This window comes from Streptomyces sp. AF1A, from assembly GCF_047340315.1.
Classification (GTDB): Bacteria; Actinomycetota; Actinomycetes; order Streptomycetales; family Streptomycetaceae; genus Streptomyces.
Map to the genome: position 1 here is coordinate 57611 of NZ_JBLEBI010000009.1, position 13599 is coordinate 71209.

Genomic DNA, 13599 nt, shown 5'->3' on the forward strand with positions numbered 1-13599 from the left:
GGCGGTACAGGGGCGAGAGATGCGGTCAGGCGTCCTCGGAGCCGCCGAAGCGCTCCCGGTAGGACTCCAGGTCCTCCTCGGTGATCTTCGCGAAGAGCACCGGCGGAACGGTGAACGCAGTCCCGGCCGGAACGGTGTCCAGGGCCTTGGCCTGCTCGGCGGTCACCCACTTCGCAGTGTCACCCTCCAGCGCGAAGGCACCACGCATGGCAGCGGCAGTGGACGGAATGAACGGCTCGGAGACCACCGCGTACAGGTGGATCAGGTTCATCGCGGTACGCAACGTCAGCGCGGCGCCGTCCGGGTCGGTCTTGATCTCCAGCCAGGGAGCCTTCTCCTCAAGGTAGGAGTTGCCCGCCGACCACAGCGCACGCAGAGCAGCCGCGGCCTTGCGGAACTGAAGTGCCTCCATCTGCACCTCGTACTCGGCGAGGAGCCGCGCGATCTCCTCGCCGAGCTTCGCCTCCGCCTCGCCGGCCGACTGGCCCGCCGGGACCTCGTCACCGAACCGCTTGCGGGAGAAGGACAGCACGCGGTTGACGAAGTTCCCCAAGGTGTCGGCCAGGTCCTTGTTGACCGTGGCGGTGAAGTGCTCCCAGGTGAACGACGAGTCATCCGACTCCGGGGCGTTGGCGATCAGGAAGTAGCGCCAGTAGTCGCCGGGCAAGATCTCCAGGGCGGCGTCCGTGAAGACGCCGCGCTTCTGCGACGTGGAGAACTTGCCGCCGTAGTACGTCAGCCAGTTGAAGCCCTTGACGAAGTCGACCTTCTTCCACGGCTCGCGCACGCCCAGCTCGGTGGCCGGGAACATCACCGTGTGGAAGGGGACGTTGTCCTTGGCCATGAACTGGGTGTAGCGGACGGTGTCGTCGGCTTCGTACCACCACGACTTCCAGTCACGGGTCTCGCCGTCCGGGGCAGCGTCCGCCCACTCCTTCGTCGCGCCGATGTACTCGATCGGGGCGTCGAACCAAACGTAGAAGACCTTGCCCTCGGCTGCGAGGTCGGGCCAGGTGTCGGCCGGCACCGGGACTCCCCAGTCCAGGTCGCGGGTGATCGCCCGGTCGTGCAGACCCTCGGTGAGCCACTTGCGGGCGATGGACGAGGACAGGTGCGGCCACTCCTCGCCGACCGTGTCGATCCACGCCTCGACCTCGTGCTGAAGCTTGGACTGCAGCAAGAAGAGGTGCTTGGTCTCGCGGACCTCCAGCTCCGTGGAGCCGCTGATCGCCGAACGCGGGTTCAGCAGGTCGGTCGGGTCGAGGACGCGGGTGCAGTTCTCGCACTGGTCGCCGCGGGCCTTGTCGTATCCGCAGTGCGGGCAAGTGCCCTCGACGTACCGGTCCGGCAGGAAGCGGCCGTCGACGGGCGAGTACACCTGGCGGATGGCCCGCTCCTCGATGAAGCCGTTCTCGTTCAGCTTCCGCGCGAAGTGCTGGGTGATCTCGACGTTCTGCTGCGACGAGCTGCGACCGAAGTAATCGAAGGCCAGCTCGAACCCGTCGTACACGGCCTTCTGTGCGTCATGCGCCTGGGCGCAGAACTCCTCGACCGAGAGTCCGGCCTCCTTGGCGGCCAGCTCGGCCGGCGTGCCGTGCTCGTCGGTGGCGCAGATGTAGAGGACATCGTGGCCGCGCTGGCGGAGGTACCGGGAGTACACATCCGCCGGAAGCATCGACCCGACCATGTTGCCCAGGTGCTTGATCCCGTTGATGTAGGGAAGCGCGCTGGTGACCAGGTGTCGAGCCATCCTCGGATGCTCCATTTCGTACGTACGGCGCCGGCGGCGGTGCCGCGGCGGGCCCAGGTCGGGAAGCTGCAGCCGTTGCGATCACTGAGCTCGCGTCTTGATATCACGCACTGTGACGGTACAGGTCTGCAGGCCACCGCCATCGTATCGAACCAGCGGTTTGCCCTTCCTGCGGGTTTTGCGGCCTGCCCATGCGGGGCCGAAAAGGCGCTCGGCCGTCCGAGACAGGCGGCCAAGCAAGTCTCGTACGGCCGAGGCACCTCCCATCTTAGAGCGCCCGCCGCGTCGCCGATCCGCATGCAACGGCCCACGCCCCCGCCCAAATCCCAAGAGGTGGACAACATGATCAAGAAGCGCGCGTTCCAGCAGCTCCGCGTCGTTGTAGTCGGGCAGGGATACGTCGGACTCCCGCTCGCCGTCAGAGCCGCCGAGGTCGGACACCAGGTCGTCGGCTTCGACGTGGACGCCCAGCGCGTCAAGCGGCTCACGCGCGGAGAGTCATACATCGAGGACATTCCGGACTCGCGTCTCGCCCCACTCGTCGCCGCCGGCGCCTATCGCCCAACCATCGACGCGTCCGACTGCGCGAACTTCGACGTAGCGATCGTCACGGTCCCCACGCCCCTCCGAGACGGGGCGCCTGACCTCTCCCACGTCGAGGACGCGGCGCGGATGCTCGGCCGCCGCCTCACACGCGGAGCGACCGTCGTCCTGGAGTCCACCACGTACCCCGGCACAACCGAGGAAATCTTCGGCCCACTCCTCGAACACACCTCCGCCCTGACCGCTGGCCAGGACTTCCACCTCGGCTACAGCCCCGAGCGCATAGACCCGGGAAACTCCACATGGAAGCTGGAGAACACGCCCAAGGTCATTTCCGGCATCGATCCTGCTTCCAAAGAAGCCGTCCACAACTTCTACGCGTCCCTCGTCGAGACGGTCGTCCCGGTCGCCAGCTGCAAGGAGGCCGAGCTGGCCAAGCTGCTGGAGAACACCTTCCGGCATGTGAACATCGCCCTCGCCAACGAGCTGGCGATCTTCGCCCACGAACTGGACATCGACGTCTGGTCAGCGATCGACGCGGCCTCCACCAAGCCCTTCGGGTTCATGCGCTTCACCCCGGGACCGGGCGTCGGAGGCCACTGCCTGCCCATAGATCCGTCCTATCTTTCATGGCGTGTCCAGCGCACCCTGGGCCGCAATTTCCGCTTCGTCGAGCTGGCGAACGACGTCAACAACCACATGCCCGACTATGTGGTCCGGCGCCTCGCCGACGGCCTCAACAAGCGCAGGAAGTCCCTCAACGGCTCCCGGATTCTGCTGCTCGGCCTCGCGTACAAGGCCAACACCGGCGACGCCCGCGAGACCCCGGCCGCACGCATCGCCGAGCTGCTCATCGGCAAGGGTGCCGACGTGCAGGCGGCCGACCCTCACGTCAGCGACGACGCTCACCCTCGCGCGGCCGACCTGGAGAACCTCCAGCGAGTCGAAGTGACCCCCGAGTGCCTCGCGGCAGCCGACGCCGTCGTCCTGCTCGCCGACCACGACGCCTTCGACTACCCCCTGATCACCGCCCACGGCCCGTACATCCTCGACTGCCGCCGCCGACTCGCCGGCGCCCACGTCGACTCTCTCTGAAGGGAAGCCACGTGAAGATCGTGATCACCGGCGGCGCCGGATTCATCGGCAGCAACCTGGCGCGGACCTTGATGGATCGCCCCGAGATCAGCCAGATCAGGGTGATCGACAACCTCTCCACCGGCCGCAAGGAGAACATCGCGGGTCTCGATGTCCACTTCTTAGAGGGCGACATCCAGGACGCCGCCCTCTTGAAGCAGGCATTCCACGGCGCTGACGCCATAGTCCATCTGGCCGCCCTGCCGTCCGTCCCACGCTCCGTGAAAGACCCCATGGCCAGCCACCACGCCAACGCAACGGGAACCCTCCAGGTCCTCGAAGCAGCCCGCCGAGCCGGCAACCTGCACGTGATCGCTGCCTCCTCATCCTCTGTCTACGGCGCGAACCCGCACCTCCCAAAGCACGAAGACCTCACCACCGCCCCGATGAGCCCGTACGCGGTCACCAAACTCGCCACGGAGGCGTACCTGGTCGCGTACCACTACAGCTTCGGCCTGCCGATATTGCCCTTCCGCTTCTTCAACGTCTACGGACCCGGCCAGCGCGCCGACCACCCCTACGCCGCGGTCATCCCGAAGTGGATCAGCGCCATGCTCGACGGACGCCCCGTGACGGTGCACGGTGACGGCACGCAGACACGCGACTTCACGTACGTGGGCACGGCCTGTCAGGTCCTCGGCGATGCCGTCCTGCGGCGAGTCGTTGCCCCTTGGCCAACAAACCTTGCCTTCGGCACACGCACGTCCCTTCTGGACCTGATCCCCGAGATCGAGGCCGCAACCGGAGTCCGCGCTCTCCGGGAACACACGTCCGAACGCATCGGCGACGTCCCCCACTCGCAGGCTGATGGCACCCGCCTGCGAGCACTCTTCCCGGCCATCACACCCACACCGCTGCGGGAAGGGATAGCGGCTACAGCCGACTGGTTCCGCACTTGATCAGGCGCAGTCTGAGCTGATGCTGAGGCCGGAACCGACGAGACGCCGTCACTGACGTGCGGGCTGTCCCGTCAGATCTCCTTGAACGTCCCCTTTATGCCGAGTTCTTCTAGGCGCTGCTGGATTTGTTCAGCCTCATCGGCCTGTATCACCAACTGGAGTGTTCCCTGCAGATAGCTGATCTGCCGTTCGTCCAGGGCCATGTAGAACGCCCGGAAGAGTGCGGCGAAGCCGTCGGCGCTGTCGGCGTTGGCCAGGAGGTTCTTGGTGAACGAGAAGGCGACCTGCCGGTCCCTAACCTGTTCCGTTTTCGGGGTTTGGTCCGAACTCGGCCTGTCGGTCTCCCGCTGCCGGGGCACGCTTGGTGTGTCGACCCCTGAGCTGCCGGGCTTGCGCGGCGAGCCATTGTCGACGGTGTCGTCGGCGCTCACGAAGCATGGACCTTCGTGAACCGGCTGGTCGCAGTCGGCGCACGTCTTGGGTTGTGGCTTGGCGAGGCGCAGGCCCGTGCTCGCGAGGTTGACCTGCCCTGGTGCTGTGACCTCCACCTCGGTGCCCGCTCCGTCGACGATGCTCAGCAGGCCCTGGCTGACAGCATCGTAGATCGCCTGCTGAAGGTCGCGGTCACCGCCGTACAGCAGCGGCAATCGTGGGGCGCTGTAGAAGGCGGCTCGGATGTCGGAGAGGGTCTTGCCGTAGTCGTGGTCGCGAAGGTTGTGCAGGAGAGCCTTGGCGCTGAACTGGCCAGTGTCGAAAACCTTGTCCCGAGCAGCGAGGCCCTTCCAGACGAGCATGCCGTCGAGGGCGGTGATGTTGTCCTTGTCGAACGTGAGCTGGTCGAGGTACCGCTCCCCGTCCGGATCGGGCTGGGCGAGGTAGGCGACATGCTGGTACGCCCGCTTGAGTGCCCTCTCCAACTGAGTCTTGGCCTCGGCGAGCTCCTTGGCGCCGATGGTCTTGAGCTCGTCGTCGTTCTGAATCTCGGGAGCCTGTAGAGCCTTCTGCCTCGCGAGATACTCCACCGCCAGGTTGCGCGCCAGGGCTCGCTGCTGGGTGTTCACGACGGCGTATACCGCACTGCTGGCCCACTGGACGGGGAGCTGCTGGGCACCTTGCCCGAGCCCCATGGCGACGGTGAGAGCCTCAAGGGTCGGCTTCTCCATGCCGTTGCGCAGGCTGTACTGCGCGGGGTCCAGCACGATGAGCCGGGTGGTGTAGGCGGTGTCCAAGCCTGCAGTGGCAAGGACGTCGGCAGGACTGCGTTGCGGGTCCGCCGAGACGAACTGCACCTCGCGGAAGGGGCCGTTGCTGGCCATTCGCTTCGAGATGGCGGCGATGACCTGATCACGCTCGGCTTCCGTGATGGTGCGCCGGATGTTCTTGACCAGCATGCGGTGGGTGAGCCGGGTGGAGAGGAAGTAACGGGCCGGCTTGTTGTTGCCCTGGCCGGGAGTGATGTCGAGAGCGCTCATCCCTCGGTTGGGGTTGACCAGCTCATCGACGACGCCGTCGGCGTCGGTGACGGTGTACGTGGTCTCCGGCACGCTGGTGGCCGCCTTGACCTCAGGAGCACTGGCTCCGCGGCCCCGCCCCGGGCGCAGGGTGCCGACAACACTCGCCAGGAAGATAAATGTGGCCGCACGTTCAGCCGCGCGTGGATTGTTCGGGCCCCAAGTGCTGGATGGCCGTTCAAGGTCCTGGCGGCGCGCTGCGCCCGACGAGCCGTCGTGGTTGATGACTTCGATCTCGGCCAGGCTCCGGTAGTTCGCGATGGTGCGGTCGTCTTCCACCAGGCCGCTGCCCAGGAGCGCCTCCCGGACGGTGCTGTCCGACAGTGGCAGGTCTCCGGGCCCTATGAGTGCCGGCACCCACTCGCCTGCCTTGCCGCGCTGCTGCAGGGCATAGACCGTGGCGGCGAAGATGCGGATCGTGGACCGGACTCGCTGGAAACCGGCGACCTTGCTCCACTCTTCCTGCGCCAGGCTCATCAGCATGGGGTGGAACGGGTAGCAAGCTGCCATCTGCGTTGGCCAGTTGCGGCGCCACCCGGCTCCGATCGGGTCCCAGACCTGCTTGCTCCAGGTCTTGTCCGTCAGCACGTCCTCGTAGAGCGCGGCAGTCGCGGCGAGCACCTCACCGGCGGGTTCGGCGTCGAACAGCCGGCGGCGGAGGATGTCGGCGAAGTCACCCACGCCGGTCACGGTGGTCGGCAGGCCGTTGCGGTCGAGCTGACTGTTCAGGTCGTCGCGGCGGGCCTGAGCGGCGGACGAGAGCGCAGTCTTGTCGATGTCGGAGGCGATCATCACGACCAGCATCGAGACGTGGGGGACATCGTTGACGGCATCGAGCAGTGCCCGCAGGAACGCCATGTCCTGGGCTGCCAGGTCGGTCTGGTTCGCGCCATCGAGCCCGTTGCCGATGTAGTCGAGCACCTCGTCGATGATGATCAGAACGGGTCGGTTTACCGCGCTGATGGCCTCAGCGATCTTGTGCTTGTCGCTCCAGAACCGGCGGTAGCGCTCGAAGAGGGTGTAGTCCTTGGAGAACAGACGCCACAGGAAACGCTCATAGAGGTTGACCGCAGGCCCGTCGAGCTCCTGTACCCCAGCCCCCGGGGTCATGTTGTCGCAGGGCAGCACGACGACATGCGGACGTCCGAGGTCGCCGGTAAGGGGGTGGCCGATCCTGGCCCTCGCGCGCTCGGTCACCTTCTGACCGAGCTCGGTTCGCAGTAGCGCCCCTGGGTTGGCGGCCAGATGGTAGGCGCCGATGCACGCGTGCGACTTACCGCCGCCCATGCCCTGGTCGAGTCGAGTGACTGCTCGGGCTTTCAAGTAGTCGTTGCCACCACCGATGCGGACTGCAATTTCGCTGAGCAGGTCGATGAGTCGCTCGGTCGGATGCGTGATGTCACCGTAGTAGTCGGCGTCGGCATAGGGCGGCCGGTCCGCTCCCGTGGCGTGAACGGCCCGGAACAGCGACATCTGTACGTCATCGATTTGCCCGGAGGCACTGCGGATCTCTTGGCGGAGCTTGAGCGCCTTCCACCACGGCGTCACGCTGGTCGTCATGGCTGCTCTCCTGGGCTGGTGGATACGAGGATCACGGGGGTGAGGGTGGTGTTGGTCGTCATCACATGAGCCGCAACTGGACGTCGTCGGTCAGTTGGGGCTGGCCCTTTTCGTAGTCGCTCGCAGCAACGGCCTCAGCGGCACTGACCACGCCGGGCCGGTTGCGCAACACGCGGGTGAAGCGGACGGAGTCTGGGTCGTTGTCGGGAAGCCGGTCTGCGAGGAACTGGACGGCGGCCCACAGGAAGGTGTCGTCGGCCGCGTGCTCTGCGGCCGCCAGTACCTGCCCCATGGCCTGTAGGCCCTCCTCCGAGGCAGCTGCGAGCGCGAGGGCGATGTCGATCACGGTCGAATCTCCGTCGATCTTGCCCTTGTAGTCCCGGGAGGCGATGAACCGCACACCCTTGTCGGCATCAGGAACCAGGTCGCGTATCGCCGCCAGGTCGAGCGAGGAAGCCAGAGCCTGCCAGCGCAGTTCGGACTTCGCCCGGATCTGACGGTTGTAGAGCGTGATCCACCACAACGCGAACCGCGTTCGAGCGTCAAAGGTCTCCAGCGGCTGGTGGTTGATCTCGACGGCCATGGCCTCCTGGACTGCAGCTCGCGCCAGCGGAAGAAACGTGTAGATGTCGACGGGTTCGCCCTTGGCGTCGAGGATCTCGCTGTAACGGCCGACGACCTCCATGGCGGGTCCGGCAGCGGCCATCAGCATGTCCGCCGGCGCCAAGCCCCACCGCTCCCAGTCCGGGTAACGCCGCTTGATCTCGGCCTTGATCTCGGCCTCGACCGCGCCCTTTCGCCCGGGGGATCGTCCGGGCGCCATGGGGCGGCACGACATGGTCAGGGTGGTCTCGATGTTCGCCTTGCCCTGGTGGTTGCTCGCCTCGGTGTTCGCGGGCCAGGAGCCCGTCATCACCAGGCCAGCCTTCTCGATGGCCGTGAGCAGGCGCTGCCAGACCTCCGGGTCTCCGGAGCCGAAGACGATAGTCACCAGTCCGTCGTCGCGGACCACGCGACGCATCTCACTGAATGCCTCGGCGATCTTCGTGTCGTAATGCTCGCGAGTTCGGTGCTCGTTGGGTGCCTCCCCCCGGACCCGCTTGACGATGATCTCTTCCGACTTCTCCTGGCAGCCGTGGTCGTCGGAAGTGATGACGAGTTCGGGCCAAGTGTTGTGCAGGGCTCGCTTCAGCCATGCGTAGATCAGATCGGAGGAGTCGGCGTACGCGAGCATCTCGTCGTACGGCGGGTCGGTGACCACAGCAGTGATGCACGCGTCCCGTAGATTCATCGAGGTAGCCGACCCCCGAGTCACGCTGACCGACGTCCCCTGGATGTCAGCCATCAGATTCGAAAGCGTCGACATGCTGCTCTTGCACAGAGACGCCCAAGAGCCCGGCCCGGTGCCGATTCCCACTTCGAAGAAGTCCTGAGAGAAGGTAATTGACCCTTGATTGGCATATATGTCATGGACCCCTGCGCGACTGATGTCGATCGTGCACCCGCGGGTAGCGCGTCGAAGCTTCCGCGCAACGACTGACCCGGCGTATCCGCTCAGCGCCCGTGCGTAGTCAGCGCTCACCCCCGCCTTGTACATGAGTTCGTCGGCCACCTCAGCAATGGTCTGGGTGAGCATGACGAAGGCCAGGGTCTGCCGATCACACATGAAGTCGCCGTAGGTGCGCGCCCCGTAGATGGACGGCCCGATGATGTTGTTGTTGCCCGGTGCGATCCGTTCGTCGGGTACGGCACACAGAAAGGGGCTCGGGTCGGACAGCTCACGTAGTGCCGCCGGCGTTGCGGCGACAGCCTCGAGCTCCGCCTCGGTGGGCTCCCGATACTCCTTGCCGAAGTCGTCCGAGTGGTCGGCTACCACTAGGAGCATGTCCGTGGCACGCCTCTCGTCGGTGAGTCGGCGATGCACATCGAGTGGGTGTACATGGCTGCAGAACGGACAGATCGCCGACTTCCCCGGCAGCGTCCGACCCTCAGCCGTACGAGCGCGTGTCAGCGTTGGGGTACGCCTTGGAGGTCCCTCGTGCACCACCGGTGCGCAGGTACCAGCCGCCGGGTCGGCTTCGATGTAGAACGACTGGCCGGGATCATTGACAGGCGGGGCGCCCTTGCGGCCACGTTTCTGACTCGGCCGTCGCAGCTCGTACGAGCCGACCAGAGGGAACCGGTTGCCGCACTCCTGGCACGGTATGGCGATGGCCCACAGATACCCCCACGGTCGTTTGCCGTTGACCTCGGGGTAGTAGTCCACCATGGCTGCCGTCCACCGGCGTCCCACCTCATCGAGAGTGGCGCGAACGTCAACAAGCAGCCGCGGCCGGTCGTCGTAGAGAGCGTCGCTCTCCTCGGCGAACGGCAGGCTCGGCTCCTGAGACCAGTCCCGGAAGGGGAAGTCGGTGAGAAGTGAGCTGGCCAGCACCGCGACCGGGCTGTAATCGACACCGTGGGCTTCAAGCCCAAGCCGCCCCGCCTCAAGCGGGATCATCCCGCGCCCACTGAACGGGTCCAGGACCGATGCGCCCTCAGGGTTCGCCTTGAGAATCTCGTCGTGAAGTACCTGCCAGGCGGCGTAGCGCCCGGACATGGCAGTGTGCACCAACTCTTGAAGACGCTGTTGCTCGGCCTGATCCTCTGGCCAGGGCAGCAGCGAGCAGAGCACCGCTGCCTTGGCCTGTGCGACAGGACGCTTTGCGAACCACGGAAACAGCCCGATCTCGGTCGCACCGCTTCCCCACCCCGCTGAACTGTTCACCGAAACCTCGGCACAGGGGAACCAGCGTTCGATCATGCGGGTCATGCGTTGCTCCCGGGGGCGTTCTTGAGACTGCTGCCCGGGACGCGGAACACCGCGTTCCCGGTCATGACGTTCGCGAAGAGGGTGGCGGGGTCCTGATAGGCACCGAAGAATCGGCCCTTGCCGTCGGCACACTGGTCGATGACGTACAGCCAGTACTCCTTGCGGTGCTGGGTAGCGATGAGAACTTCGTTGCCGGTCATCCGGATGCCGTCGCTCGCCGCGCTGCCGAGCACGCCCTTGACCTCGACATGGCGAACCTGGCTGTGGCGGCGGGCCTCCAGGTCGTAACCGCGGCCCTCGGTATGGACATCGGCCACTGCCCAGCCGTCATCCTCAAGGAGTTGCTGCACGCGTCGCATGGAGACCAGTTCGGCGTCGATCTCGGCCTGAACGCTGCTGTCGGCAGTGGCCAGAACCCGGATCCGACCCACCTGCTTCGGTTCGGTCAGCTGCACGTCTGCGAGCCGCTCGAGCTCTTCGAGGCGCTGAGCGGTCTGGGCCTGAAGCCAGTGCCTCAGCTCCAGCCGGGCAGCGCGATCATCGATGCGGTCGGTGAGGCTCAGTGGCAGGTTGGTCAGGTCACGGCGGGCTTGAGCGAACCAGTCGGCGCGCACCTTCCGGTGCTCTGCGACGGTCGCGGCGGCCACCCGGCGGGCAGCTGTGAGCGCGTGTCCCTCCCGGGCCGGATGCGGTGCGCTGCCGTTCTGGTCGGTGGGCACGAGGTTGGCCAGGGACTCCCACCTCACCGGGCGGGCGGTGCCGCTGTCGTCAACCTTGATCAAGGTGGCCCAAACGCTGGCGCGCTTGCCGTTGCTCTCCGTCATCGTGGCCTCGTACGCGTACAGGTCGTACGGGGTGAGGCTGGTGGGATCTGCCGCGGCGCCGGACTGGTAGAGGTCCTCGGCCAGGGTGTGCTCGGCTATGTCAATCAGGTCGCTGAAGCCGGGCTCACCGGGGCCGAGGGTGACGGTGTCGCCGACATCGATGCTCTCCGAGGCTTCGCGCACCACGTCCCCGCTGGTGGCGACGTGAACCTCGTTCCGTCCGCCCAACGTGGCCGGAAATCTTGCCTTGCCGCTCCGGGAGAGCCGCCGGAACCCGGGCCCGGCCGCGGTGGGCGTGGACTTCAGCACACCGGCCGCTGCGAGCCGGTCGAGGTATGCCTCAACAATGGCAGGGTTGATGCGTGCGAACAGGTCACGCTGGAGCAACGTCAGCGCAGCCACCGCGTCCACCTGGCTGGCGAGGCGCCGCTCGTTGTCCCGTACCTTCCGGGCCGCCCGGACGAGTTCCTGAGCCTGGACCGCCTGGACTGCGTCGATGGCCTGCTGTTTCTTCAGCTCGTCGTTGCCGTAGAGGTCCGACAGCCACTTGTCGTAGTCAACGCCGGTCATTTCGGCGACCACCGACAGGCTATCGAACATCTGGCCGCGCAGTTCGTTCGCGGCCGTGACGAAGTTGTCCAGGAGGCGCAGCAAGGTCACGCCTTCCCGGGTGTCAGTGGCGACCAGGTTGTAGAGGTAGACGTCGCGTTGCTGACCCACGCGGTGGATGCGGCCCATCCGCTGTTCGAGGCGGACCAAGGACCACGGGATGTCGTAGTTCACGAGCACGTGCGCGGCCTGCAGGTCGATGCCCTCGTTGCCGGCATCGGTGGTGACGATGATCTGGAACTCGCCGCGCATGAATGCCTTGCGCGCCTCGTCACGTTCGGTCTTGCTCTGGCGGCCGGAGTAGAGCTGGGCGCTGTATCCCTGGTCCTGGAGCTGCCGGGCGATCCACTCGGCAGAGTCGGCATACTCGGTGAAGACCACGGCCTGATCACCGCTTCCGGGGCTAATCCCGTGGGGTGCCAGGCAGTCGTCGGTGAGCCGCTTCCACTTAGACGGCTGCCAGCGGGAGTCGTTGAGCGTTGCCTCGATCTGCTGCACGAGGCTGTTGATCGCAGTTCGCTCCGCCCGCGTAGAAGCCGAGACCGCATGGATCACCTTGGCCTCGTCGACCTCGGCCTCGTCACCGTGGTCCTCACGGTCGGCGATGAGCGCCGCCTCAGCCTCGCTCATCGCCCCCATGTGCTCATGCCGCCGGCGCAGCGTCTGGGCCAGAGCGTAGAGGCTGGAGGCTGCTCGCTTGCCGTAGACCATGCGGGCAAGCGGCTGCGCCGCCGGAGGGAAGAACCGGTCGACCATTTCCAGGGCGGCCTTGTAGAAGCCGTACTCGGTCTGCGACAGCGGGACCGTGTGGTTGTGCGCCGTGCGGCCCTTGAACAACCGGGTCGTGCCGTCGTAGTCGACCAAGTCCTCCTTCATCCGCCGCAAGAAGTGGATGGGGCCAGGGCGCAGGGCACTGAGCTCGACGTTAGGGTCGCTGCCCGGATCCGGGTAGATCTCCGGGTCGACCAGATGCAGCAGGTGCCGGAAGAGCCACTCCTTGCCTCGGTGGGGCGTTGCCGTCATCAGCAACGCCCGCGGTGTGTTCTTGGCCAGCAGCCGTCCGACCTGGTGGAATCCGGCGGCAGTCGGAGTCAGCCGGTGCGCCTCGTCGAAGACGACCAAATCCCAGCCAGCTTTGTCCGGCCGGATGGCGTCCTGTACCGCGGGATTCACCGCTGCTAACTCGAGCGAAACCACCCACAGGTCGTTGGAGTTCAGGGCGTCCTCACGCACCGTGGCTGAGGTTAACTGGCGCAGGCCGCCCCCCAGCAGCCGCTGGAAGTCGTCCACCCACTTCGTGGCGAGGTTCGCCGGGCACACGATGATCGCCCGCTTGATCAGGCCGAGCCTCTGCATCTCACGCAGGTACAGACCGGCCATGATCGTTTTTCCGGTACCCGGCTCGTCGGCCAGGAGGAAACGCAGCAGGGGCTGGGGAAGCATCGCTCCGTAGACGGCCGTCGTCTGGTGCGCGTACGGCTTCAGCGGCGTGGCTGCCATCGCGCTGGACTCGGCGTTGGTCGCCGCGGCGTTCATCCACTGTGTCCACATGGCCGCCAGCACACGTGCGGAGTCAGCCTTCCCGTCGCTGACGAGAGGCCGCACGGTCTCCGTGTCTCCAGCTGCCAGATTCACTTCGTGACGACGGTCTTCATCGTCGACCAGGATGAGGTCCCATGACCCCGGTTGATCTCCGGGCAAGGCGAACCTGACCGTGGCAAACTCCGGTACGCCAGCGGCCTGGACCCTTACTCTCTGACCACGCTCAAACGTGCCTGGGGCCTGCATGCTTATGCGTCAGCCTCAAGACTCGCCGGAACCCAGCCGAGACTGGCCAGGAGCCAACGCACCGCACGTGGATAAGCCATGCCCTGGTCCCTCCCCCTCGGCCAGCCGCGGTTCCCCCACCTGCGACTTACTAATGGAATGTCAAATTACTGTATCTCGCTGCTACTTC

6 protein-coding genes are annotated in these 13599 nt (G+C 66.0%); 2 read left to right on the forward strand and 4 right to left on the reverse strand.

What is annotated here, in order from left to right; all coding sequences use genetic code 11:
* Window positions 1–25: 25 nt before the first annotated feature.
* Window positions 26–1750 (reverse strand): methionine--tRNA ligase, encoded by a 1725-nt coding sequence (gene metG / locus ACLU3S_RS05015; RefSeq protein ID WP_413950492.1) that lies wholly within the window; start codon window positions 1748–1750, stop codon window positions 26–28.
* A 342-nt stretch (window positions 1751–2092) separates the two neighbouring features.
* Between metG and ACLU3S_RS05020 the strand changes: the two genes are divergently transcribed.
* Together ACLU3S_RS05020 and ACLU3S_RS05025 are read left to right on the forward strand one after the other, a co-directional pair.
* Complete coding sequence (locus ACLU3S_RS05020) at window positions 2093–3388, forward strand: nucleotide sugar dehydrogenase (RefSeq protein WP_413950493.1); 1296 nt, start codon at window positions 2093–2095, stop codon at window positions 3386–3388.
* Window positions 3389–3399: 11 nt separating this feature from the next.
* Window positions 3400–4326 (forward strand): NAD-dependent epimerase/dehydratase family protein, encoded by a 927-nt coding sequence (locus ACLU3S_RS05025; RefSeq protein WP_413950494.1) that lies wholly within the window; start codon window positions 3400–3402, stop codon window positions 4324–4326.
* A 71-nt stretch (window positions 4327–4397) separates the two neighbouring features.
* On the opposite strand, the gene ACLU3S_RS05030 is transcribed toward ACLU3S_RS05025, so the two are convergent.
* From ACLU3S_RS05030 to ACLU3S_RS05040, 3 genes are all read right to left on the reverse strand, one after another.
* Window positions 4398–7397 (reverse strand): DUF499 domain-containing protein, encoded by a 3000-nt coding sequence (locus tag ACLU3S_RS05030; protein ID WP_413950495.1) that lies wholly within the window; start codon window positions 7395–7397, stop codon window positions 4398–4400.
* A 61-nt stretch (window positions 7398–7458) separates the two neighbouring features.
* Window positions 7459–10209, reverse strand: a complete 2751-nt coding sequence (locus ACLU3S_RS05035) for a DUF1156 domain-containing protein (RefSeq protein WP_413950496.1) — start codon at window positions 10207–10209, stop codon at window positions 7459–7461.
* Window positions 10206–13178, reverse strand: a complete 2973-nt coding sequence (locus ACLU3S_RS05040) for a helicase-related protein (RefSeq protein WP_413950497.1) — start codon at window positions 13176–13178, stop codon at window positions 10206–10208. Before ACLU3S_RS05040 ends, ACLU3S_RS05035 begins: the two co-directional genes overlap by 4 nt.
* Between the last annotated feature and the right edge of the window lie 421 nt (window positions 13179–13599).